The organism is Cylindrospermopsis sp. CR12, assembly GCF_001432185.1.
GTDB lineage: Bacteria > Cyanobacteriota > Cyanobacteriia > Cyanobacteriales > Nostocaceae > Raphidiopsis > Raphidiopsis raciborskii.
In genome coordinates this window covers 24,797-49,447 of sequence record NZ_LMVE01000061.1, presented here as the reverse complement: position 1 = coordinate 49,447, position 24,651 = coordinate 24,797, and the positions used below count along the sequence as shown (strand labels likewise).

The window sequence follows — 24,651 nt, the reverse complement described above, 5'->3', positions numbered from 1 at the left end:
TTAATTTTGCATAACTACTTATGAGATTGTGGATCCCATATTGTTTCAACTGTGCGATTTAGTGTGCGATCGCTTGCAGGTTAGATTAGAAGAGCAGACCAGGGAGTTACAGGATCTTAGATTGTAAGAAACTCCCAGATACTTCGAGTTTTACTAGCTGAATTGCTCCTCCGTATCCAAATTAAATAACATTTGTAAAGTTCGCATACAGTTACGTCGGGCTTCTATGTCCTGTTGTGATCGTAATTGTACCATAGGGTCATGTAATATTTTATTAACTATTCCCCTAGTCAGGGCTTCAATTACTTCCTGATGTTTTTCGCCAAATTCCGAACCCAATCGGGAAAGAGCCTTTTGTAATTCTTGTTCGCGGATGTGTTCGATTTTATTTCTCAAAGAACTGATAGTAGAGACAGTTTCCAAACTGCGCCACCAGATATCAAAAGACTCCACCTCTTCGTCCAAGATTTTTTCAGCTTCTTGGGCCATTTTGCGACGACTTTCGTAGTTTTGAGCTACCACTGCTTTTAAGTCATCCACATTAAAAACCTGGACATTATTTAAACAATTTACATCCGAGTCCACATTGCGAGGTACGGAGATATCAAACAACATGAGAGAATGGTTAGGGTCTAAAACCATTTCTAATTTAGAGCGGTTGATAATTGGTTCTGTGGAGGAAGTGCTAGTAAAGACTAAATCACTATGAGAAATAACAGACATCATTTCTGGGAGGAGATGAATGTGAATAGTCACCTCTGGGAACTGTTTAGCCAGTTCTGCTGCTCGTTCTTGGGAGCGATTAACAATACTAATATGGGATGCGCCCTTAGAAATCAAATGTTGTACCAGTAGACGAGACATTTTTCCCGCACCCACAATTAGTACCCGGTATAGTTCTAAATTTTCTACCTTAATTTGTGCCAACTCTACAGCTGCTGAACTAATAGAGACCGCTCCAGTGCCAATGCTCGTTTCAGAACGAACTCTTTTACCAGCAGTTAAAGCTTGTTTAAATAAACGATTTAAAATTGTTTTTACACCATTGTATTGCTGTCCCAGTTTGTGAGTATTTTTCACCTGAGCCAGAATTTGTCCTTCTCCAAGAACTAGACTATCCAAACCAGCAGCAACTCGCAAGATATGAGTCACAGCATCGGTATGGATAAGAGTAAACAGATGTTGACGTAAAGAACCTACAGGTAGTTTGCTATGCTCAGCGAGAAACTGTGTCACTTCCCGAATTCCCTGGGGGATATCGCTGCTGACAACATAAATTTCCAACCGGTTACAGGTACTGAGGATAGCCACCTCATCAATGTGAGGATAGTTGAGCAAGTGAGCGATCGCACTTTCGGTTTGGGGTTCAGGAATACTTAATTTTTCTCTTACTTCAACTGGGGCTGTTTTGTGACTTAACCCCACTACTGCAATATTCATCTTTAATTTCTTATGACTGGAATAACGCTCTTGCTGTTTTTCGTAGTTATCATGGCAAAGGGTAACAGGTAATGGTATACCATTTGCCAATCACCCTTTACCAGTTAGTTAACAAAAATTAGTGCAGTTGCACAACTTTAGGTTGTTCAAACATGTGAATAGTATCTACAAAGCGAGCAGTCTTAGACTGGGTAGAGATGACCAAACTTTGAGTTCTTGCACCACCCTGGAAGAACCGCACACCTTGCATCAAATTACCACTAGTAATACCACAACCTGCAAACAAGACGGTTTGACCAGATGCCAATTCATGAGCATCATAAACTTTATCTGGTTCATTAATACCCATAGAAGAAAGTCGTTCTAAATTAGACTCCTTGCTTTCGCCAATCAAACCAGTTTTAACCACTGCGGGGTCGTAAATTAACTGACCTTGGAAGTGACCACCTAGGGCGCGCATAGCAGCAGCAGAAATTACACCTTCAGGAGCTGCACCAATACCCATGAGAGCGTGGATATTAGTACCAGCAAAACCGCAAGACAAAGCTGCACCCACATCACCATCAGAGATCAATTGAACTCTTGCACCAGCTTCACGGATCTCCTTAATTAAATCATTGTGGCGCTCGCGCTTCATAACAACGACCACCAGTTCCTCAATAGATCGGCCTAAGCATTCCGACAGAATTTTGAGGTTTTCAGTAGCTGACTTGTTGATATCAACCTTACCCTTAGCTGCTGGGGGTGCGGCCAACTTCTTCATATAGAAGTCAGGAGCAGCAAAAAGACCACCTCGTTCAGAAATTGCTAAAACTGCCATGGAACCTGGTTGTCCATAAGCTACCAGATTAGTACCTTCACAAGGGTCAACAGCAATATCAATTTCCATTAACTCATCAGGACTACAGGAGATAGCATTGTCTGGGTTAGCACAAATTCCCACTTCTTCACCGATGTAAAGCATGGGCGCGTCATCACGTTCCCCTTCACCAATTACAATGCGACCGCGCATATAGATTTTATTCATCCGTTCGCGCATAGCTTCTACTGCTACCTGGTCAGCAGTGTTCTTTTCACCCTTACCCATCCACTTTGCAGAGGCGATCGCAGCTTGTTCGACAACCTCAATAATTTCTAAACCAATTGTATTTTCCACAGGTCTACCCTCTTAATTGCTGATCTTTAGCGACTTTTGCTATGGCTATTTCAGTCTATAAGTCTACCAAAGTCCGGTACTTCAATGAGAAATACTTTGGATAATCAGTTTGTTAAGTTTTACAACCAGGAGAAGACAGGGGTCTATTTTCCCATGCACAAAGGTAGAATTTTGTCAACTAAACAAGGATAAGAAGTGGAAAGCAAAAATATCGAATCCGACTACCTATCACTGATCAAGTATCATCAGGGATGGATGAGTGAAGCTCTTAAACTAGCACAGATTGCGGGTGATGCGGGAGAAGTACCTGTGGGGTGTGTAATTGTGAATCCCCAGGGTAATTTAATTGGTCAGGGGGAAAACCGCAAACAACGAGATCAAGATCCTACCGCCCATGCAGAAATTATTGCCATTCGTTCAGCAGCAAGAACCTTACAAAATTGGCACTTAGATCAATGTACACTTTATGTCACCCTGGAGCCATGTCCTATGTGCGCTGGTGCTATAATTCACGCACGGTTACAGACTTTAGTCTACGCAGTGGACGATCCTAAAACTGGTGCCATTCGTACTGTTATTAACATCCCTGGTAGTCCTGCATCCAATCACCGTTTACAAGTTATTGGAGGTATGCTGGAATCAGCTTCCCGTGAAAAATTACAGTCTTGGTTTGTGGGTCAAAGATACCAAAAAAATCAAAAATCTGCTTATGAATCATAGACACAAGGTAAAACTGTCCAGATACTAAAACAAAAATTACCCAAGAAAATTTACGGTAGAAACAATCCAGTTTGCGTCACATCCGCTAACTACTAACCACCATGAAGGAATCTCACTCTGCTTCTACCAGTTTCGCGGGTCAGTCTCCAAATATTTGCTTAGATCCTCCCTTTTCCCACACTAGGTCATGGATTTCTCCCTGGTTAACTCCCTTGGCCTATTGGTTAGGATATAATTTGGTTATACCCTCGTTTTTTGGTCGTATTGATGTTGCGGGTCAACAACATATTCCCATCAAAGGTCCAGTAATTCTAGCACCTACACACCGTTCTCGCTGGGATCCCCTGCTTTTAGCTTATGCTGCGGGGCGTTATATTACCGGACGGGATCTGAGATTTATGGTGATGAGTAGTGAATGTCGAGGGATACAAGGTTGGTTTATTCTCAGTATGGGGGGTTTTGCTGTCAATCTTCAACGTCCTGGGATTAGATCTCTACGTCATGCTGTAGATTTAATGTTAGGGGGAGAAATGTTAGTTATTTATCCCGAGGGTGGAATTTTTCGAGATGGTAAGATTCATCCCTTAAAATCCGGTATAGCTCGTTTGTCTATAAATGCTCAATCTCTAGACCCTAATTTAGACATCAAGATTATACCTGTTGCTATTAATTACGATCGACCCTACCCTAGTTGGGGAACAAAAGTCAAAATTCGTATTGGTGAACCAGTTAAAGTTACGGATTATATACATGGTTGTTTAAAACAGAATGCTAAGTATTTAACTAGGGATTTAAGAAGTAAATTACAAGAAGTTGCTGATTCCCAACCAGATTTCTCTTTAAGAGCTAATTGTTTAACCAACTCCTAATCCCCATAAGCAATCAGTAATTCCCAACCATTGAGTTTACCCATATCCTGGGGAGAACAGTCAACAACATGTAACTGCCAATTTCCCTTAGCTGATGAATTTAGCAGCTGTTTGAGAACCGGTTGGGAACTAAGTGTATAGGTTTTTTCTAAACGGGTTTGTCTTCCTAGAGTGCGACTTTGCAATAACAAAGATTGACTGTTGGGGGAAATCAAATAAATTTCTAGATCTCCCAAAAAATCATGGCTAATATTCACGGCAATTCTAATATCATTAATAATAATATTTTGAGGAACCACAATTGTAGTTCTCACTCCTTGTTTTTGCCCATCGGGAATAGTAACCTGAGTTTTATTTTCCCCCCTGATCAATTTATTGGCATTATTGGCAACCAATCCATTCCCTCTTAATTTTTGGGCTGCTCTTACTGCTTTAGCTGCATTCACCTTACCATAACCAAACCACAAGCAATGACCATTGCTATTATAAGTACCTCCCTGCAAACCCAATTGGGGATCTGGTTGTGGATCAACAATTTTATCAGTGGTTTCTTGTAAAATACGGTTGACTTGTTGAGCGGTTAAATCCGGATTGGCTGATAACATTAATGCTGCTACTCCAGCAACCACAGGGGTAGCACTGGAAGTTCCACCAAAATTATTAGTGAAGTTTCCAGGATTGTAACCCGCTTTCCCTATTTGATCTGTTGTCAACATTCCCAGGCCATCTATAGTTGTTGAAATAGTCGGTTGGGTGTAAACAAAACCACTTTCTTGAAACCACATTCCCGGAGGAGCATTATTACTAGGAGCGCAAACAGAAATATTCTCTCCCCAATTGCTGTAGGCGGCTTTTTTATTTAAACTTGTAGATGCAGAAACGGCAATTACATCGGGATGAATAGCAAAACCACTTAACCACTTGGTTTTGCCTTTTAACAGATCCTTAGGCCAATTCTTCTCGTCTATTGTACCACTAATGGGACGGTTAGCATTACCTGCTGCAAAAAGAATTACACATCCTTTTCCATTCCGTCCCTGGGTTGCAGCACGGGTAATTGCTGCTTTTTGGCGTAAAGATAAGGGAAAATAAACCGCAGATGCTCCCCAGCTACAGGAGATAACACTGGCATTGTATTTTAATGCCCAGTTGAATATGTCCTCAATTGATTCATCATCCAAATATCCAGTTGTACGAATTGGCATGAGGGCACAACCGGGGGCCACACCAACAATACCCTGTCCATTTTCTTCAGCAACTGCTAGTCCAGCACAAGCAGTACCATGACTAGTTTCTTGCTCTCCTGGTAGGGGTAAAAAGTCTTTTTCTTTCAAATCTCTGGGAGCAACAATTTTACCCACTCCTTGTAAATCTGGGTGGTTCAAATCAAAGGAGTCATCCACAACTGCGACTACCACTGAACGTATCCCACGAGTTATATCCCAAGCTTGCTCTACACAAATGTGTGAACTGATCGCCAGTTGATTTCCACCATTGTGATTGAGATACCACTGTTGAGGATAGAGGGAATCGCTGGGTCTGTAATGGGTTTCTTGTTGAATAAAAACGTTTGGTTCAGCTGCTAAGACTTCTGGTAAGGTTTGTAGTTGGTTGGCAATTTTGAGAGGATTATGTGGGGACTCTTTGCTGACTAAAAATATAAAGGTATTGGGTAAATCAGCTATGGGTTTTTCTTCAGTTAGATTAAGTGAAGAGGTTATAATAGTAATCTTATTAGTATCTACCCAAGCGGCAAATTGAATTGTTATCTGATCACTTAAATAGACATAGCTGCTAGGGTTATCCTGTAATTGATAAACATGACTGGCAAAAACCACTCTTTGATCAGATCTAGCTTGGGACATAGCCAATTCTATCTGATTCGGTGCAACAGTGAACAATTCCAACTTCGCTCTGGGAATAGTACGCTGCCATTTTCCCCAGGAGATCCTGGATAATTCCTCTTTGCTTAGGTCAGCATGGAAACGAAGGGTAAAACGTTCCGTGGATTTTATGAGAATTAACTCTTCTCCTCCACGTTGTAAAACTACTGGTTGGTTGTTGATCATATTCTTGATCATTAAATATTTTTGATAAAGATACTGGAAACTATGCTTAACTTAGTGTGGTGGTCACTCTAGTATATATGAATCTAAAAACTATTTACTTATTGCCCATAATATTTTGTGGTCTGTCCTTACCCGCTCAATCTCAGGTAGTCCAGTCACAAAATAAACCAGTACAGACTAAACCTAATGATAAGCAACCCAGTCCAACCCCAAGCAAGAGTGAAAATACCAGTCTACTAAGTATTACAGGAGGCGATCGCCTGATGAAGGAGGGACAGGAAGCGGTGTCTGGCAAAAACTATACCCTAGCGGTGAAAAAACTCCAGGAAGCTCGTCAAATATATAATCAGCTATCTACTTTTTACCAAGATTTAAATGCCAGTTTTTCCGGGATTGACTTTAGCATCTCTGATTCCCACCGCAAAAAGGCCCTAGAAACAGCCCAAAAACGAGATGAAGCAACTTATCAGTTAGCATTGGTACATCGTTCATTAAACCAACCTGATTTGGCCATACCTCTTTTAATTCAAGTCATTAAGAGTCAAAACCCTACCTGGGAACTAGGCAAAAAGGCTTATCAACAACTGTGGGAACTAGGTTTTGTCGACACACCTTATCCTGGAAAGACGGACAATCCAGGAAAGTAGCAGATTCTGGAATAACTGATAATAATTTAAAGAAGGATGTTTTTTCAGGAATAACAATGATAACTCCCCAACAGGTTGAACAAATGATTAAAGGAGAACTACCGGATGCACAAGTGCAAGTGCAAGACCTAACCGGTGGTGGAGACCACTATCAAGTAACAGTGGTTTCATCCCAGTTTGCGGGTAAAGGACTTGTACAACAACATCGGATAGTTTATGATGCTTTAAAACAAGCTATGTCAACCGAGGCGATTCACGCTTTGGCTTTGAAAACATCTGCTCCCTAGACTATTGACAATTAACACAACAAGGAATTAAAACCATGACAGTAGAAAACCCAACAGAAATTACAGCAACAATTGATAAATTAGTCAAAGAAAACAAAATAATGGTTTTCATGAAAGGAACTAAATTAATGCCTCAATGTGGTTTCTCTAATAATGTTGTACAAATTCTCAACACTTTAGGAGTCCCCTTTGAGACCTTTGATGTTCTTTCTGACTATAACGTTCGTCAAGGTATTAAGGAATATTCAAACTGGCCCACAATTCCCCAGGTTTACATTAATGGGGAATTTGTTGGTGGGTCTGATATTTTGATTGAACTATATCAAAAAGGTGAATTACAGCAAAAAGTTGAAGTAGCATTAGCTTCTTAAATATCCTCTTTAATCCCCCTTTTTAATCTAAGGGGGAACCCGTTGGCAAAGTTTTTATTGAGCCACCAAAAACAAATTACCAACATTGTAGATATCAATAACAGACCAGCTACAGCTCTAAAGGTAATTTGTGTGCCAAAAACTAGAGCTTCAACTGGTGCATTCGTCACATCTATACTAAAACTAAGATCAGCACTGGTAATAGTCGTAAAAGAGAATATGGCTCCCACCAGGGGAACTCCTACCGTTTGTCCTAAAATCCTGGATAAGGATAACAAACCAGAAGCAATACCCAAGCTATGTGAGGGTGCTGCACCCATAATGGTGCTGTTATTGGGAGATTGAAACATCCCCACTCCTAAACCGTAGGGGATAATAGCTACAATGTAACCACAAACCGTCAAGTCCGTGTTAAATCCACTGACTGATAAACAGCCAATTGCCATTAATAGTAACCCGATTATACTAATATTTCGAGAACCGAACTTATCGGATAAAATTCCAGATAGGGGAGCAGTGATCGCGATAATGATTGGTGGTACTGCTAAGAGTAACCCTGTTTTCTGTGTTGGGTATTTTTTCACTAATTCGAGAAAAAACGGCAACATGAAAATAGATCCCGCCATAACGAAATTACCCCAAAATCTTAACACTAAACCTAGGCTAAATTCCAGAGACTGGAAAATTTTCAAATCTAGCATCGGTTGTGATATTTTGGATTCCACTACCAAGAAAATAGCTAAAGAAATTACGGAGATAAATAGTAAAATCACTCCTAATGAAGAATTTAAACCTTGAGTTTGTAATATACTAATGCCTAATGTTAAACAGGTTAGAGTAACAGTCAAAATTAGGGTTCCCACTAGGTCAAATCTTTGGTCTTCTAAGCTAATTTGGTTATCTGGTACTAAATAGGCGACTATTAAACAGGCAATAATCCCGATAGGAACATTAATCAAAAATATCAGTGGCCAATCTCCTAAATTAATTAATACCCCACCTATAGTTGGACCTAACATGATTCCTAATCCAAAAATCCCAGCTCTAATTCCTAATACTAAACCTCTTTCTGTCTGGGGAAATGTTTCTACAAGTATAGCTGTACCCAAACCAGATATAAATGCAGCACCTAACCCCTGTAAAGCCCGAAAGAAAATTAAAATCTCCACATTTGGAGCAATTCCACATAGCAAAGAGCTAAATGTAAATACTGAAAGACCAGCAATATAAAGCCTTTTTTTGCTCCACATATCGCCTAGTTTGGAAGCACTAAGCACAAAAACTGCGATCGCCAATAAGTAACTTAAAACCACCCATTGGATTGTGGCAAAGTTAGTATGGAGTGATTGAATCATCACAGGTAAGGCCAAATTGACAATATAAACATCTAGGGCAAAAATAAACACCCCAATTCCAATACCTAGAACTGTTAACCACCTGTGGGGATTTTTGACTTCTTCTTGCTGGGTGTAAATTGCTTTCATATTTTTGAGTGGGGTGTTTTTAAAAACCAAATTTTTTGTTTATTTGCTTAGGGTATGTTCAGGAACTTTTCAGATCCTTGAATTTGAAAACGGTCAATAATACTTGGTAAATCCTCCTGAATATCTATGGGTACACCTCTTTTGGCAATTTCCTTGACTGCTTGTAAGATTTTGCTGACTAAATCTTTATTTTGTGCCAAATCTTGTCTACCAATGTGAATTAAAGCCTGTTCTACAGCAGTAGATCCAGATTGCATTCCCAATGCTATACCACTTTTCATTCCTAAAGTTTGGGGATCTAAACTCTGATACAAACTCTCATCTTTTACTACTGCTTTTACGTGAACACCCGCATAATGGGTGAAGGCATTTTTACCAGTTATTGGTCGATTGGGAGGAATTACAATGTGGGCATATTTACTAACAAAATCATATAAATCTCGCAGAAAATGGAGTTGCCATTTTTTTGCTTCTCCCATGTCAACTAAGTTAACTAATAATTCTGCCAAGTCCACAATTCCCGCTCTTTCTCCCAATCCCATAACTGCTGTATCAATCATATCTACCCCCGCTCTATAAGCATCTAAAGCATTGGTTAGCGCTAGGCCCTTGTCATTATGACAATGTACTTCTATTTGCGGGTATAAACCTTGATTGGCTAGTTCTTCTTTCAAGGTTTTTACCTGCACATAAATACTACGACTGGGATCAAAAGGTGTCGTATAACCTGTTGTATCAGCTATACTAACGATGTCCGCCCCCGCTTTAATCGCTGCAGTAGCTGCTTGAACAACATTTTCCATAGATGATCTAACTGTATCCTCCGGTGTGTATCTAATTAATAAATCGGGTTTTTGGGTTTTTGCATATTCAATTACTTCTACAATCTTCTCTATTGCTGCTGATAAACAAATGTTATAGTCTTGTTTCAATCGCTTTTGCGAAACACTGAAAAACACCCCCAAAAAGTCAACTCCGCAATCAATAGCTTTTTTGACAGCATCTATTTTGCACAGCGAATGAGCACCAATTTTAGCTTTAAGACCCTCCTTAACTATTTGTTGAATAGCCAAAGCAATTTCATTATCTACTGATGGATTACCCACCTCAATCACATCTACACCTATTTCATCTAATAACTGGGCAATTACTAACTTTTTTTCCGGAGAAAAATAAACTCCTGGTGTCTGCTCACCTTCTCTTAGCGTGGAATCCAGAATTTTAATCATATTATGTTCCTTTAATTCAGAAGTGTTGAATATCTTTACAAAACTCTAAATCACAAAAATTAATTACTCTAAGTAGGTGGGTGGAATTAAATATAAGATGAACGTAGGTTGGGTTGAAGTATGAAACCCAACGCCACGGGTCTCGTTACTCGACCTATCCTACAAATAATTGTGCCTCCCTACTAGTACTAGGACTTGCATTTTCTCCTTGACAGGCGATCGCCTATTTAGTTAAGGTACCTGACACTAAAATTCCCCTTAGCTCAGTCGTGCTAAAGGGGGTTAAAACAGTAGTTGAGTTATCAGTAGGAATAAAAACAGCTAGTAATAACCATGATAACGCTCAGGTTCTGGTTGCACCACCGCAAAGTTAGACCCATCATGTAAGTAGCGAATGGCCTCCTCCTCTAAGCGATGAATTAGATAGGGTTCAATAGCATTACTTTGTCGCAGAGCTGCTAGATATCCATCCAAGTACATCCGCATATCATCTTGATGGTAACCGCGATTCCATAATTCGACGAAGGCGTCCGTAAGTCTTTGGTAGTAGCGGATGGTTTGTGTGTCTTGAAGCATAACCGCTGATTTAATTTAGTGAGAATGGGAATTGTATATGATTTACAATCAAAATTGACACTCCACCATCTAAAGAGAGGCGGATTCTTTAAGACTTGCTTGAAAGGGATATTCAAGGGTCCCCCGCAGTGTTAAATAAACCCTCCAGCAGTTAACGACTTGATCATATCCTAAATTATAGTCAAGATTAAACATTTTTTCCCAGTTCCCAAAAGCAAAACTAAGATTAAAATTTCCCGCATTGCACCTAACAAATATCAGGGTGGGGATTGGTTGCAAAAGTTAAAATAAGATAAAATTAAAATAAAATAAGATTTTGCCAAATTTCCAGGAGATTTAAATTTTTTGTGAGGTTTTGGGTGAGTAAATATAAAGATTAGGTCAACTCAAGTAACAAAAACTACAAAACATTCCGCCTGAGATTGTTAATTTGAAAATCATCGACGCTAAGGGGTCTTACAACTGTGGGATCGGTTTGTATTGAAATTATTGAGGGGAATCCTCATCTGAGATCTTTGCTGGGTTGGCACTTGCAACAGCTAGAATACAAAGTACATCAAGCCGCTAGTATCTATCAAGCAAGGGAAGTTTTTTTAACCCATCAGCCAACTTTGGTTATTCTGGATGCTGATTTGTCTGACAGTGACGGTGTGGAATTTTGCCACTGGTTACATGGTCAGGATCAACCTTTAATCCTGATGCTATCTGCTCGTAATAATGAAGCAGATATTGTAGCAGGGTTAAAAGCGGGGGCGGATGACTATTTGAGTAAACCCTTTGGTATGCAAGAATTTCTTGCACGAGTAGAATCTTTGATTCGCCGTAAACGTACGCCTACTGCACCAGCTCATTTAGATTATGGTAGTTTACAAATTGATTTAGTTCAACGCCGGGTACGTCTACAAGGGGAGTTTGTAGACTTAACACCTCAGGAGTTTAGTTTACTTTATGTTTTAGCGCAAGCTGGTGGGTCACCCTTAAGTAGATCTGAGTTGCTACGTCGTGCTTGGCCAGATGCTATTGATAATCCCCGAACTATTGATACTCATGTTTTATCATTGCGGAAAAAGGTAGAACTGGATCCGCGCCAACCTAGTTTGATCCAAACCATTCGTAATGTGGGGTATAGATTTAACATGGAAATTTTAAAGGCAACTGTTTCACCTGTTTTACCAGCTCAAACCAGGTTAACAAGGGAAAGATTTACTGATAATCGTGCTACTTTGGCTACTCAGAGGGGTTGAGGTGTGCTTTACCATTCTTCTGCTGCTGTTATGAGACTAGTTTTTAGAGCATCCCATTCCACTTGTGAGCTTGCTAGGTTGGTAACAATTTGACCTTGCTCAAGATGCAATAAACGATTACTAAACTCTTGGAAAATGTTAATTTGATAAGTGACCATCAAAACTGCGGTTTTTACATCTGGGCAAAGGTCAGAAATCCCTTCTATGATTCTTTCTAGCAACCAGGAAGTCTCAACTGGGTCTAGAGCGGAAATGGGTTGGTCTAACAACAGAATTTTGGGCCGGGTGACAAGAGCGCGCACCAGGGCTACTAATTGCTGCTGACCCAGGGAAAGCTGTAATTCTGTCATTCCCATCCAAGTTTGAGGAATTTTTAGTCGCTCTCTCCAATATCCAATTCTTTCTTCAATTTCTCCCTGAGATATATTTCTTAACAATAAAGGATATGCTAGGGATTCCCTGACTGTCATCCCCAATAGTTTAGGTTCTTGTGCTACAAGAACTACCTGTCGACGCAGTTCTACTATGGGAATTCCAGGGTATTCTTGGTTATTTAAGTAAATCTTACCACTACTAGGATCCTCTAGTCGGTTTAGTAGTCTCAGCAGTGATGTTTTTCCAGATCCCGATTTACCTACGACTATTGTGCGATCGCCTGGAAAGATTTCCCAGGAGATATTTTGCAAGATTGGATACCCCATCATGTTTTTGGGCGATGGGGCTTTCAATTTTGCCCATAAACTAACTTGCTCCAGTTTGAGCAGGGGTGATAATTTTTCGGGAGCATCTTCAAGCATTAAATCAAGGTTAAATCATAGAATTAGCTATATTAATAGTCCAAGCATCTACTAATAATAGGATAATAGTACAAATCAATAAGATTAAATACATCCAGGGTTGGGATAGGGGACGGACATCAGTGGTGTCCATACCTGTTTTTAACTGAACAAACTTCACTAGACGGTTGAATCCAGCAACGCGCATGGGTAACAAATAAGCTTTACCCTCATCCGTGAGGAAATAGTAAACCAAACCTCCCTGTCCTGTGGTGCGACATTTGAGACTTTTAATTTCAGACCAGGGTAAGGACCAGTCTTGACGTAACAGTTTAGGAACCCAAACAGGATAGGTGACTTGAATTTCTTGTTCGTTGACAATCACTCTTTGGGTAAGCACAGCATATAATGCCACTAATCCAATTATTATCCCTAACCATAATAGTAGTGGTGTGACAGGTGCTTGTGTAACTTCCGCTAAAAATGGTAAAGGTAGTGTTAAGGCTATATAGAGTGTTAGAAGAGTAATCCTAATCAACGGAGAAAGGAAAAACGTGGTGCTTTCAGTCATAGACTTTCTAGGACAGAATCCAGATGTGGGATTGAGAGGGGTATTATATCTTATCATAAATCTAAAAAACCAGTGGCAAAACCGGAAGGAACCTTCCAATTTTCGATAGAAATAATGCAGAAAATTCCAGTTGGTAGTCCCAGTTACAGCAATTGGGGATCATTGAGTGCTAAAGTTAAATATGTAATGTAAAATTGCGGCGTAATAAGCTCCTCAGCAGTTATGGCTCAAATATTAGATTCTCTACCACCAGAGCAATCGGGGAAAATCCTCTGCTGCTACATCAATGCTACGAGTAAAATCCAGGTAGCTCGTATCTCTAACGTTCCTAATTGGTATTTTGAAAGAGTTATCTTTCCCGGACAGCGACTTATATTTGAAGCTCCTAAATATGCTCAAATGGAAATTCATACGGGAATGATGGCTAGTGCAATTCTCTCCGATACTATACCCTGTGATCGCCTAAGATTGACAGAAACAGATGAAGATGAGAATGATGGAAACCAGACACTAGCAGTAGATGTTGATAACAATCGTGATATTTCTAGCGAAATTCATAAACAATTCGCATTGTTAGAAGCAAGAACACTTGCGAGTTATTCAACCTCCTACAGTAAGGATTAAAGATTATTCTGCAACTACTCCAATTGACTCAATCATGACTGAGCATGTCAATTAAACAGTTGTGCTTTTTTAACCCCCGATTAATATGTTGTGATTAGAAAAAAATATCCTTGTTAACCACAAAGGTGCTAATTTCAGCACCTTTTTTATGGAAATACACACCAAATGTTAGGATAATCGAGATTGAAACCGTAAGAAAACCATAAACTACTAAATTTTACTCAACAAGACTTAATATGCACCTACCTTCTTTTTTATGGCTATGGAGAATAGCTGCCTGGTCTATGGGTCTAGCCATTTTCGTCTATACTATTCTAGCTATTACAGCTTACTGGTTATGGCAAGTCAGAACTAATGGTAGATCTCCCTTAGGCCTAGTTGTGCCAAAAGTCAATAATTTGGTAAAAGCCTTTCATTATCTTCTTGGTATTACCCTAATATTTTTAGTATTATTACTGTTATTAATTGGTATAGTTGGTACATTAGGGCATTTTGGATCCCTAGGGCATTCTTCCCATTTATTTGCTGGATTAACCGTAGTCATACTAGTTCTGACTTCCGCTCTTAGTGCTACTCAAATTAGTCAGGGCAAATTTTGGGCCAGACCCTTACACATCACCCTCAATGCAATTTTGTTTTTCGGTTTTGCTTGGGTCTGTCTCACAGGTTGGAATGTGGTTCAAAAGTATTTATAATAGTAGATGAATTGAGTTTTTAACCTCAAAAATCCCCGATAACTTGGCAAGATGGCAGTTAAAACAACCATGATGGCAAACCGAATACTCTATGTTCGTCTTCCCTGTAACCCCATCTTTCCTATTGGGGTAGTTTACCTTTGTGATCATGTTCACAAACAATTCCCTGACATTGAACAAAGAATTTTTGACCTGGGAACAGTTCCACCCCTGGACTATGATGCTGCGCTGGATAGATGTATAGACGAATTTCAACCCACACTATTAGTTTTTTCTTGGCGAGATATTCAAATATATGCTCCCGTGGGTGGTAGAGGTGGGAACCCTTTACAAAACGCCTTTGAATTTTACTACGCTAAAAACCCCCTAATCAAACTCAGGGGGGCTTTGGGTGGGTTGCGCATCTTCATTGCCTATTATTTAGAACTGTGGCGAAACCTGGGTTTAATCCGGGGTGGGATGAAACGCGCCAAAAAATACCAGGCTCAAGCACGTGCAGTGGTTGGTGGTGGAGCAGTGAGTGTATTTTATGAACAGTTGGGAAAAAGTTTACCCAAAGGAACAATTGTTTCCGTGGGGGAAGGAGAAACCTTACTGACTAAATATCTTAAAGGAGAAGAATTCCGTGATGAACGCTGTTATGTGGTAGGGCAAAATGCTCCCCGTCAACGGTTAATTCACGAACAACCAACCCCCCTAGAAAAAACCGCTTGTAACTACGACTATATCGAGACCGTTTGGCCGGAATTCAACTATTATTTACAGGACAAAGATTTTTATATTGGAGTACAAACCAAGCGTGGTTGTCCCCATAACTGTTGCTACTGCGTATACACTGTAGTAGAAGGTAAACAAGTTCGTATTAACCCTGCTGATGAAGTGGTAGCTGAAATTAGACAGTTATATAAACGTGGGGTTCGTAACTTCTGGTTTACTGATGCTCAATTTATCCCTGCTCGTAAGTATATTGATGATGCCATAGAACTATTAGGGAAAATAGTTGATTCTGGTATGACGGATATCCATTGGGCCGCCTATATTAGAGCAGACAACTTAACACCTGAACTGTGTCAGTTGATGGCTAAAACTGGCATGAATTACTTTGAAATTGGTATTACTAGCGGTTCTCAGGAACTTGTACGCAAAATGCGTATGGGTTATAACTTGCGCACGGTTTTACAAAACTGCCGAGATCTAAAATCAGCGGGTTTTAATGATTTAGTTTCCGTCAACTACTCTTTCAATGTTATTGATGAAAGTTTTGAAACCATTCGTCAAACTATTGCCTATCATCGAGAGCTAGAAAGAATATTTGGCAGTGATAAGGTGGAACCGGCAATTTTCTTTATTGGATTGCAACCCCATACCCATCTAGAAGAATATGCGTTTAAAACTGGTGTCCTCAAACCAGGTTATAATCCTATGAGTTTAATGCCATGGACAGCTAAAAAACTTCTGTGGAACCCAGAACCACTAGGTTCCTTTTTTGGAGAAGTATGTTTACAGGCCTGGCGTCGTAATCCTAACGATTTCGGAAGAGAGGTAATGAACATCTTAGAAGAACAGTTAGGTTGTGCTGACTTGGAATCAGCATTGACAGCTTCCATGGAAAGGAATCAGCCACAACATTTGACTAGTGTATCTTAAAATCATTATCCCACCCCCCTCCTCTCATGTTAAAAGGTTCTATTCTCCAACAACTAGAAACCGTTTGTCGCCATAGTAACCGACCTATTCGCTATGGAGTGTATTATAAAAATACCTTGGTCTCTCTCTGTCACGCACTGGAAGACCATATTCTAGACAAGAGAGAGCAACCTATAGTAATTACTTGTTTTCAGCGCGGTAAATGGTATTTGCAAGAAGCCGATAGATACAGGGATATAGCTGCATGTAGTCAAGACGTCGTAATTATGGCTACTGATGATGCGGGTTTTGCAGCACATTCCACCAGTCAACTGCCAAACGTCAATTTGGTGGAGTTGAACACCACAGATCCCTTATCTCAAGAATGGCATTTAATTATTTTGGCCCCTAGCTACGCATCAATGGTTATTTGTCAAGAATTATCGGATGCGGATTATGGCATGCAGGGTTTGCCAACTTCTGACCTAGAAAGAAAGTTTTATGGAATGTGGACCTTTGAGCCAGATTTAGTCCTCAAAACTACAGAACTGGCGATCGCCCATATAGAAAATTACAATCAGGAATTGGCACACAAGCTCAATAGCCATAAACAGATAATTGAGACGCAAATGGCTTCTTCTGAGGAGGTTGAGGTAATTGTATCTCGTGTCATTGAGTACCTAAAGAGTAGTGAAAACACTGTTACATCTGCCACGGGGAAAAACTCCCTCAGTCGTAACTTAGTTTCTAATGAATTACAAGCTTTGTTACGAATGGCTGAATTGATAGAGATGAGAGATATTGAGAATCCCATGGCTGCGGTTCAGGTAGCAGGAATGGCAGAAGTTATGGCACAATTACTTGACCTTCCCCCATGGCAAATTAAAAGGTTACGTTTAGCCGCTTTACTCCATCGTATATATAACCTGAAACAAAATAAAACCAATGGGGAAGTGCAGGTGTTAGACAGGATGCCAGAATTGCAGGACATAGCTCAAATAATTATCCATCAGAATGAGTGGTGGAATGGCAATGGTGTTCCGGAGGGGTTGTCGGGGGAGAAAATACCTTTGGAGTCCAGAATTCTAGCTTTACTGATGGAATTTCAACGGGAGATTAACCAACAGCACAAAAATCCACAAGGTATGGAGGATAAGGATATATTTGCCCTCGCTTTATCCAAATGTAAACAGCAAGAGCAGACTCGCTTTGACCCTGAACTAATAAATACCCTTAATTTATTAGTCCTAGGTTTACAACAGGGACTGGATCTACCTTGTATGACACCCAAATTTAGTAATAGTATGTGGTTAATTGATTCCCGACAGTCATGATTCAACCAATCTCAAATCTAAGAGCCAAAATGAACATAGAAACTCTAAAATCAGAAAAAACTAAACAACTACCAGGAGCAAATTTAGAAGACCAGGATCTGTCTGAATTTGACCTAACTGCTGTGAATTTAGCAGGTGCAAATTTAATTGGCGCTCATTTAGTCAGTGTTAACCTGGAGGGGTCACATCTTGAAGGAGCTAACTTAATGGGTGCAAGTTTACAGGGAGCAGATTTACGAGCAAATCTGCTAGGTGCTAATCTAATGCAAGCAGATCTTACTGGTGCAGATCTGAGGGGAAGTAATTTACGAGGTGCAAATTTAATGGGCGCTACAGTTGCAGGAGCGTCTTTAACCGCAGCTTTTCTCAGCGGTGCTAACCTGATGAGTGTTAACTTTCAGGGGGTTGACCTCCGAGGTGCTGACCTACGGGGTGCTAACCTCACCGGAGCAAACCTTAAAGGTGCTGATTTGAGTCGTGCAGACCTACAAGGAGCATTATTAAATCAAGCGAATCTAGAAGAGTCTGATTTAAGAGGAGCAAATTTAGCTGGGGCAAATTTAGCCGGGGCAAATTTACTTTGTGCTGAGCTAGAAGCAGCTAGTCTAAATGGAGCTAATTTATATCAAGCTTGTTTATTGGGTACAATTCTAGAAACTTATCATGATTAACACAGTGTCCACAGAATTCCCCGGATTTATCGGGGGATTCACCATTATATTAATATAGGATAGAATATGAGTAACCTTGCGGAATGGTTGACCGTCTTTGCATACGTGGGATTTGCCTTATTTATCATTTGGGCTATTTTTAAAAATCGGAATTAGATTTAGATTTAATAGAATTATTTATTGTTTATTTTGATTATTTGGCAAGTTTTTAAAAACCAAAATAACAGTCCTGATTCTGTTGTTTATCACTTGCTAAATGGGTTGTGCTACATATAAACTACTTCAAGAGATTCTTGGAAGGAAAAATAAACATGGCTCTGATTGATGGTCTAAAAAATGATGATAAAAGACAAATGCTGGTAGCTGATTGCATGAACCTATTGGAAACACGAGTTGCCAATATTGGAGGTATTTCTGGCATTGCTATTAAAGCTGGCTATGCTACTATTAAGGGAATAAGTCCCAAGTATTGTGCTGGGGCGGTTGAACGTCTTTTACCAGAGTCTTTTGCTGCACTTGAACCATTATGGAATGAGGGATTAGAAGCGGGAGACGCGGTAACCCACCTCACCCAAAATCGCTCTCGTACAGCAGATGCGATATTTAGTGTTACTGATATTCGCATTGAAAAAAGCACTAATTCCACCATCAAGGGTGTTTATGGCAAACTACGAGTACCAGTCAAAAAGCATGTGGAAGAAGTAGTACCTGATTTAGCCCAGATTCTTGACAAGTACGCTAAAAATTAGAACTGGAGATTTTATAGGATGGGTTAGGGGTGGCGTAACCCAACCCACGTTCATCTTATATTTTTTAATTCCAACCACCCACTTACAGGTTATCAACTTGGCTTTCAATTACCTTCTGAATATTGGGAGAAACAGTAGACAGAAAATCATATCCTGTTAATTCTTCTAACTTGTCAACACTGGTTCTAAAGAGTCTCCAATTGTTATCCAGTTGTTCATCATTGGGAATATTGACAGCAATCACACGAGTGTTGACATTCACATCTTGCAGTCCCAAACCAGGGCCATCTAAAACCACAATAATCTTCCAGGTGTATTGGGGAATTGTCACCAAATTTTTCAGTTTACCTTTGTCACCAGTCCCACCAGCAATAATATAAAGTTGCTTTCCTTCCTCAGCTAATTTCATACTATAGTCCTCTAAATTACCCCAGGTATTACGATTGTTGTCGGGTGTTTGAGGAATAATATTAGTCATTAAAAAAGTGGCTGAATTGTCTTCCACACTCTGGGTTCTGTCTGCTGATCTGGCAATGTGACCTCTATCGTATCCTGAACTATTGTAAACACTTGGTTTTATACGTGGCCAACTATCAGGTAGGGTGTCATCCGGTCTAAAATTGTCTTGGCGTTTAGCATCTCCTAACCAGGATTTATCAAGTTGCCAAGCAACCCAGTTAGCACTACCATGACTCCGATTGTAGGACAATGCATATTGAGGTTTTATCATTAGGTAATTATCTGGATTGTCAAGACTGGATGTGGCATTACTGGGATTACCTAATAATAGATGAATCGATGTCACACTGTTCTGTATTGTATCTGGTTTTGTTGGTAGTGATATTGCCTTTGCTGGTAGAAACGAGGTTAGTACAATCAGTGTCAAGTTAATAAATAGACAAAAAGCCGCAAAAATAATACGGTTTAGTGTGGGCATTGATAGAAAATATAGTTTTTTCAATTCTTTCATGGTTTATAACCATTCCATTAAGAGATTATAACAAGATGACAAGAGCATTTACTCTATCTTAATCGCATTTGATATGCCAACAGAGCCATACCTAACATTCCCACAATACCTTGAAAGGGATTATTATTAACACCTGTTACCCAATCGGGAACTACTCCTGAAGGTTGAACCAGTCCCCCCACATTAATAATATAGTATCCCCAGACCAGTCCACCATGTAAACCCATAGGTAAACCTAATCTTCCTCTTTTCTTATGCTTTCCCCACACTTGAGTCAAGCCTAGTAATACTAAAGCTGGAAATTGCGGTAATGTACTAACAATAGCTGATATTGGTCGAATGAAATGGGCAACTGCGAATAAAATGGCATTTATTGCCGTGGATAAACGGGGATCATAATCTCGGTTCAGCTCATCTAGCAACCAACCACGAAATAATAATTCTTCTGCAAAACCAATACCACCAGCAACTAGTAAGCCTTCTAAAACGATTTGAACTATAAATGCTTTTGGTGGTTGCCATAGGATCCAACCTAATAAACCTTGTACTCCAAATAATAGTATAATACTCAATACTCCTAGACTTAAACCCTGGCAGAAATCTACACCATTTAAGCTAGACAGTTCTAAACCATAGTCAGTTAGTATTTTGTCTCTTTGATAAATTTTTTTCCCCCACAACCTCACCAAGAAAATAAACTCTCCATACAGCAAGACCATGGTGAAAATGCTTTCTAAGTTGCCATCCTCCACCAATAAGTATATGGGTATGGCAAAAGGCAACCATAATACTAACAAACACAATATAAAACAACCCACCCTCTGTGGAGCAGGTCTTTGGGAAATCCACAAAGCTATTTTGCTAGGTCTAAACATTTTAATATTATTTTCTATCACTAATCATCGGGTTCAATGGTGCTAGTAAGACCATAATTATTTAAACTTTCACAATAAAATTCAGCATGCTCCAAAGCGCAGCTTATAACTAAAGCTAAACCATGACTGTGGGCTTCCATCATAATGGAAACAGCTTGAGGTTGGGTAAGACTAGGTATGGTGGAAAGGAGTACCTGAACGACATACTCCATGGAATTATAGTCGTCATTGTGCAGCAAAACGCGATAACGGGGCGCCAGCTTGCGGGTTGTGGAGGGTTTTTCAATGGTTTCGACTGACACTGCTCTTGAATGATTGTGGATTTACTACATTTGGAAGTTTGGGTTTGCTCCCACTACCCATTATATTCTATTATATTCCACAATTTTGGCGATCGCGTTTATGGGAAGTGGAGAGGGAAGAATTCAGGATAGCTCCACTTACCATAAGTATTACGGGCGATCGCATTTTTAGTGTTATATAGTCTAGGCGTAAAAAGTCTAGTATGGAACCACCTGAACTCTACCTGCATCCATTTCTGCCATTAATAGCTCTAGAGCTTCGTAGTCAACGTCTGAAATATAACCTAATTGAGTGAGTTCCGAATTAATCTGATTCTCAATTTCCAGTGTCAGCTTTTTTGTTTCCAGAGCCTTTTCCACAAGCTGACGTATTGCGTATTTTGTGTTCATAGCTAACTAACTAGTTGTAATTATTACTCATTAACTGAAATTAAAACACTCGTTCACACTCCTAGAGCTGGAGATTGGTTTGTAGTTGGCGAATAAAAAAGAGCGGACATATTTAGATAGAGGTGAATTTTAGCATATAAAAAAATAATTAACTAAAATTCCAACTTTTTTTAATATTTTTTTTGCTTATTGATTTTCTTTTCCCATATAGCTGGAATTTGGTAAAATGGAGGTGTAGAATTATAAGAAGTATTTGACCGAAAAAAGTTCCCTTTGTTAAGATGATGGACAATAGCTACTAATTAACTCCAAAATAATAAATCGTAAAGTGACTGTTTCAGTAAAAGAACTAATAACACCGGACATTTTAAAACCAGCACGCTACTTAGGGAATGAGTACTTAGCAACACATAAACCCTGGGAGCAGGCTAGAGTGAGATGGGTTTTAAGCTACCCAGAAGTGTATGAGGTAGGAGCTTCCAACCTAGGACACGTTATCCTATATAACATCCTCAATGCCCAGCGGAATCAACTGTGTGACCGATCTTACCTCCCCGCGCCCGATCTAGGTGCAAAATTGCGTCAAACCCAAACACCCCTGTTTGCAGTAGAGTCAAAACGCCAGTTAAAAGACTTCGATATTATCGGATTTAGCCTCAGCTATGAACTGGGGGCGACAAATATCCTGGAAATGTTAGATTTAGCGGGAATACCGCTCATGCGGGAACAAAGGGGAGGGGAATACCCCTTAATCTTTGCTGGTGGACAAACAGCAACGTCAAACCCCGAACCTTACACTGACTTTTTTGATTTTATCGCACTGGGTGATGGAGAGGAACTACTACCAGAAATTGGACTGGTGATAGAAGAGGGTAAAGCAGGGGGTCTAAGTCGAGAAGAATTGCTGTGGGATTTAGCACAAATTCCAGGTGTGTATGTGCCACAGTTTTACGAAATGACAAATGGTCAAATAAGAGCTTTGCGACCGGATGTACCGCAAAGAATTATTAGAAGAGTAGCAGTGCCCATACCTGCTTACTCTATAGGTCTAGTGCCATATATGGAAACAGTGCATGATCGGTTAACAATAGAAATTAGAAGAGGTTGTACCCGTGGTTGTAGATTTTGTCAACCAGGGATGTTGACAAGGCCAGCCAGGGATGTGGAGCCAGAAAAAGTGGTAGAAGCCATAGTTGATGGAATGCACAAAACAGGCTATAATGAGTTCTCACTATTATCTTTAAGTTGTTCCGATTATTTATCTCTACCTGCAGTGGGGATGGAAATCAAAAACCGTCTAAAGAATGAAAATATTACCCTGTCTTTACCTTCCCAAAGAGTGGATAGATTCGATGAAAATATTGCTAACATATTAGGAGGGACAAGACAAGGGAGCTTGACCTTCGCACCGGAGGCGGGTAGTCAACGGATGCGCGATATTATTAACAAAGGTCTGACCAACGAAGAGTTATTGCGGGGCATAAAAACAGCTTGGGAAAAAGGTTGGGATAAAATTAAGTTGTACTTTATGATTGGACTGCCAGGGGAAACGGATGCGGATATCCTGGCCATAGCAGAAACCGTCAGATGGTTACAACGAGAATGTCGCGCTCAGGATAGAAGGTCTATCAACTTTAACCTGACAGTCTCTAATTTTACCCCTAAACCTCACACACCTTTTCAGTGGCATTCTGTTTCTACATCAGAATTTGTCCGCAAGCAAAACCTACTCAAACAAGAATTTCGCCGAACCAGGAATGTAAAGGTAAATTTTACCGATGTTCGTCTTTCTGCAATGGAAGACTTTATTGGTAGGGGAGATCGGACTTTAGGGAAGGTTCTCAAACGAGCATGGGAATTGGGTGCAGGAATGGACTCCTGGTATGACAGCGTGGAAACTGCTTTTCGAGCTTGGGGAGAAGCTATCTCTCAAGCAGGACTAAACTGGAAATACCGCCAGGTAGAAAATGGTGAATGGAATGTAATGGAAATGGGAGATGACAATCTCATTAACTTCGATTCCCTGCTGGAAGCAGCTTTACCATGGGATCATATAGATACCGGGATTGATAAAAGGTGGTTACAGGAAGATCTTAAACGGGCTTTAGCTGCGGCGATCGTTCCCGATTGTTCTTTTGAGGGTTGTTCCCATTGCGGTGTCTGTAGCACAGATTTCGGTCACAATGTGGTAATTGAACCCCACCCCATACCAGAGTTCGCAGGCGATTTTGTTCCTAATACCACCAGGGTGCAAAGGTTAAGAGTGTGGTTCGGTAAACAAGATGATATGGCTTTGGTCGGTCACTTGGATTTGATGCGGTTATTTGATAGGGTAATTAGAAGAGCGGGTTTACCAATTGCTTTTACTGGAGGATTTCATCCCCACCCCCGCATTGCTCTAGCAAGTGCTTTGTCTTTGGGTAGCACCAGCAGTGGGGAAATTTTGGACCTGGAATTAACCCAATCCATGAATTTAGAAGACTTTCGTCACCAATTGGTACGCCAACTTCCCTCCAATATCCCCCTATATCAAGTCCAAGAAATAGACTTGTCATCACCTGCTGCTAATCAATCTATGGTAGCAGCTGAATACCTGCTCACCATTTCTACTTCAGAACTGATTGACGCACAAATATGGCAAAATTGGATAGAATCCATACTAGCTAGAAGAGAGATTTTGTCAGAACATCGGACAAAGTCCGGGAAGCAGCAAATCATAAATCTGCGCGATCGCCTGTTTGAGTTAAGTCTAGTCAAATTAGAAAACTCATCAGTGGAATCTGAAGCCATAGTGCGTTATTTGGGTAGCTGTCGTCATGATGGTGTGATCTTGCGTCCTGAGCAAATATTGTTTATGCTGGAGATGGTGACCAGTGTAAAATTTCAACTTTTGCATATCCACCGCAATCGGATAGTTTTGGGAACCGCAAATTAGGTCCAGTTACATCAGTGAATTTATTAAGTCAGAGAGTGTCA

25 protein-coding genes are annotated in these 24,651 nt (G+C 40.1%); 13 read left to right on the top strand and 12 right to left on the bottom strand.

Annotated features, from left to right (window positions below):
* Positions 1 to 153: 153 nt before the first annotated feature.
* Together ASL19_RS08195 and glpX are read right to left on the bottom strand one after the other, a co-directional pair.
* Entirely contained in the window at positions 154 to 1,440 is a 1,287-nt protein-coding gene (locus ASL19_RS08195; protein WP_006276020.1) for a glutamyl-tRNA reductase, read from the bottom strand.
* Positions 1,441 to 1,558: 118 nt separating this feature from the next.
* Positions 1,559 to 2,596 (bottom strand): class II fructose-bisphosphatase, encoded by a 1,038-nt coding sequence (gene glpX, locus ASL19_RS08190; protein ID WP_006276021.1) that lies wholly within the window; start codon positions 2,594 to 2,596, stop codon positions 1,559 to 1,561.
* Between the two features lie 255 nt (positions 2,597 to 2,851).
* Here glpX and tadA point away from each other — a divergent pair, with 255 nt between their 5' ends.
* Positions 2,852 to 3,316 carry a tRNA adenosine(34) deaminase TadA gene (tadA, locus tag ASL19_RS08185; RefSeq protein ID WP_006276022.1) on the top strand — a complete coding sequence of 155 codons (465 nt, stop codon included), beginning with the start codon at positions 2,852 to 2,854 and terminating at the stop codon, positions 3,314 to 3,316.
* A gap of 101 nt (positions 3,317 to 3,417) precedes the next feature.
* On the top strand, positions 3,418 to 4,185 hold the full coding sequence (locus ASL19_RS08180) for a 1-acyl-sn-glycerol-3-phosphate acyltransferase (protein ID WP_006276023.1): 768 nt from the start codon (positions 3,418 to 3,420) through the stop codon (positions 4,183 to 4,185).
* Here the strand turns inward: ASL19_RS08180 and ASL19_RS08175 are convergent.
* Entirely contained in the window at positions 4,182 to 6,254 is a 2,073-nt protein-coding gene (locus ASL19_RS08175; RefSeq protein WP_235528953.1) for a S8 family serine peptidase, read from the bottom strand. The two genes, ASL19_RS08180 and ASL19_RS08175, sit on opposite strands and share 4 nt — an antisense overlap.
* Before the next feature lie 77 nt (positions 6,255 to 6,331).
* Between ASL19_RS08175 and ASL19_RS08170 the strand changes: the two genes are divergently transcribed.
* From ASL19_RS08170 to grxD, 3 genes are read left to right on the top strand one after another with little or no spacing between them, the layout of a single operon-like run.
* A complete protein-coding gene (locus ASL19_RS08170; protein WP_057177960.1) occupies positions 6,332 to 6,901 on the top strand; it encodes a type IV pilus biogenesis/stability protein PilW in 570 nt (189 codons plus the stop codon).
* A 56-nt stretch (positions 6,902 to 6,957) separates the two neighbouring features.
* Positions 6,958 to 7,188: a BolA family protein gene (locus ASL19_RS08165; RefSeq protein ID WP_006276026.1), complete on the top strand. Its 231-nt coding sequence runs from the start codon at positions 6,958 to 6,960 to the stop codon at positions 7,186 to 7,188.
* 35 nt (positions 7,189 to 7,223) lie between these two features.
* The gene (grxD, locus tag ASL19_RS08160; RefSeq protein WP_006276027.1) at positions 7,224 to 7,559 is read left to right on the top strand and encodes a Grx4 family monothiol glutaredoxin; all 336 of its coding nucleotides are present in this window, start codon (positions 7,224 to 7,226) and stop codon (positions 7,557 to 7,559) included.
* Here grxD and ASL19_RS08155 read toward each other — a convergent pair.
* From ASL19_RS08155 to ASL19_RS08145, 3 genes are all read right to left on the bottom strand, one after another.
* A complete protein-coding gene (locus ASL19_RS08155; RefSeq protein WP_057177959.1) occupies positions 7,556 to 9,043 on the bottom strand; it encodes an MFS transporter in 1,488 nt (495 codons plus the stop codon). The genes grxD and ASL19_RS08155 overlap by 4 nt on opposite strands.
* A 47-nt stretch (positions 9,044 to 9,090) precedes the next feature.
* Positions 9,091 to 10,272, bottom strand: coding sequence for a 2-isopropylmalate synthase (locus ASL19_RS08150; protein WP_057177958.1), 1,182 nt, complete (start codon positions 10,270 to 10,272; stop codon positions 9,091 to 9,093).
* Between the two features lie 321 nt (positions 10,273 to 10,593).
* Positions 10,594 to 10,848, bottom strand: a complete 255-nt coding sequence (locus tag ASL19_RS08145) for a DUF6761 family protein (protein ID WP_057177957.1) — start codon at positions 10,846 to 10,848, stop codon at positions 10,594 to 10,596.
* 464 nt (positions 10,849 to 11,312) lie between these two features.
* Here ASL19_RS08145 and ASL19_RS08140 point away from each other — a divergent pair, with 464 nt between their 5' ends.
* Entirely contained in the window at positions 11,313 to 12,092 is a 780-nt protein-coding gene (locus ASL19_RS08140) for a response regulator transcription factor (protein ID WP_006276033.1), read from the top strand.
* Between the two features lie 8 nt (positions 12,093 to 12,100).
* Here the strand turns inward: ASL19_RS08140 and ASL19_RS08135 are convergent, their stop codons facing one another.
* Entirely contained in the window at positions 12,101 to 12,889 is a 789-nt protein-coding gene (locus ASL19_RS08135; protein WP_006276034.1) for an ATP-binding cassette domain-containing protein, read from the bottom strand.
* A gap of 10 nt (positions 12,890 to 12,899) precedes the next feature.
* Positions 12,900 to 13,439: a hypothetical protein gene (locus tag ASL19_RS08130; RefSeq protein WP_006276035.1), complete on the bottom strand. Its 540-nt coding sequence runs from the start codon at positions 13,437 to 13,439 to the stop codon at positions 12,900 to 12,902.
* A gap of 222 nt (positions 13,440 to 13,661) precedes the next feature.
* On the opposite strand from ASL19_RS08130, the gene ASL19_RS08125 reads away from it, so the two are divergent.
* The 6 genes from ASL19_RS08125 to ASL19_RS08100 all read left to right on the top strand — a co-directional run bounded on the left by ASL19_RS08125 (position 13,662) and on the right by ASL19_RS08100 (position 19,138).
* A complete protein-coding gene (locus ASL19_RS08125) occupies positions 13,662 to 14,063 on the top strand; it encodes a DUF1830 domain-containing protein (protein ID WP_057177956.1) in 402 nt (133 codons plus the stop codon).
* A gap of 236 nt (positions 14,064 to 14,299) precedes the next feature.
* On the top strand, positions 14,300 to 14,758 hold the full coding sequence (locus ASL19_RS08120) for a DUF4079 domain-containing protein (RefSeq protein WP_057177955.1): 459 nt from the start codon (positions 14,300 to 14,302) through the stop codon (positions 14,756 to 14,758).
* Positions 14,759 to 14,809: 51 nt separating this feature from the next.
* Positions 14,810 to 16,405, top strand: a complete 1,596-nt coding sequence (locus ASL19_RS08115; RefSeq protein WP_057177954.1) for a photosystem II high light acclimation radical SAM protein — start codon at positions 14,810 to 14,812, stop codon at positions 16,403 to 16,405.
* Between the two features lie 26 nt (positions 16,406 to 16,431).
* Positions 16,432 to 17,718 carry a DICT sensory domain-containing protein gene (locus tag ASL19_RS08110; protein ID WP_057177953.1) on the top strand — a complete coding sequence of 429 codons (1,287 nt, stop codon included), beginning with the start codon at positions 16,432 to 16,434 and terminating at the stop codon, positions 17,716 to 17,718.
* Between the two features lie 29 nt (positions 17,719 to 17,747).
* On the top strand, positions 17,748 to 18,389 hold the full coding sequence (locus tag ASL19_RS08105) for a pentapeptide repeat-containing protein (protein ID WP_057177962.1): 642 nt from the start codon (positions 17,748 to 17,750) through the stop codon (positions 18,387 to 18,389).
* 311 nt (positions 18,390 to 18,700) lie between these two features.
* Positions 18,701 to 19,138, top strand: coding sequence for a hypothetical protein (locus ASL19_RS08100; RefSeq protein ID WP_057177952.1), 438 nt, complete (start codon positions 18,701 to 18,703; stop codon positions 19,136 to 19,138).
* 82 nt (positions 19,139 to 19,220) lie between these two features.
* Here the strand turns inward: ASL19_RS08100 and ASL19_RS08095 are convergent, their stop codons facing one another.
* The 4 genes from ASL19_RS08095 to ASL19_RS08080 form a co-directional block, all read right to left on the bottom strand.
* A complete protein-coding gene (locus ASL19_RS08095) occupies positions 19,221 to 20,108 on the bottom strand; it encodes a DNA/RNA non-specific endonuclease (RefSeq protein WP_057177951.1) in 888 nt (295 codons plus the stop codon).
* 53 nt (positions 20,109 to 20,161) lie between these two features.
* Positions 20,162 to 20,983: a CPBP family intramembrane glutamic endopeptidase gene (locus tag ASL19_RS08090; RefSeq protein WP_006276043.1), complete on the bottom strand. Its 822-nt coding sequence runs from the start codon at positions 20,981 to 20,983 to the stop codon at positions 20,162 to 20,164.
* A gap of 20 nt (positions 20,984 to 21,003) precedes the next feature.
* The gene (gene clpS / locus ASL19_RS08085; RefSeq protein ID WP_006276044.1) at positions 21,004 to 21,285 is read right to left on the bottom strand and encodes an ATP-dependent Clp protease adapter ClpS; all 282 of its coding nucleotides are present in this window, start codon (positions 21,283 to 21,285) and stop codon (positions 21,004 to 21,006) included.
* Positions 21,286 to 21,483: 198 nt separating this feature from the next.
* Positions 21,484 to 21,675, bottom strand: a complete 192-nt coding sequence (locus ASL19_RS08080) for a hypothetical protein (protein WP_006276045.1) — start codon at positions 21,673 to 21,675, stop codon at positions 21,484 to 21,486.
* Between the two features lie 328 nt (positions 21,676 to 22,003).
* Here ASL19_RS08080 and ASL19_RS08075 point away from each other — a divergent pair, with 328 nt between their 5' ends.
* Positions 22,004 to 24,610, top strand: coding sequence for a TIGR03960 family B12-binding radical SAM protein (locus ASL19_RS08075; protein WP_057177950.1), 2,607 nt, complete (start codon positions 22,004 to 22,006; stop codon positions 24,608 to 24,610).
* Positions 24,611 to 24,651 lie beyond the last annotated feature (41 nt).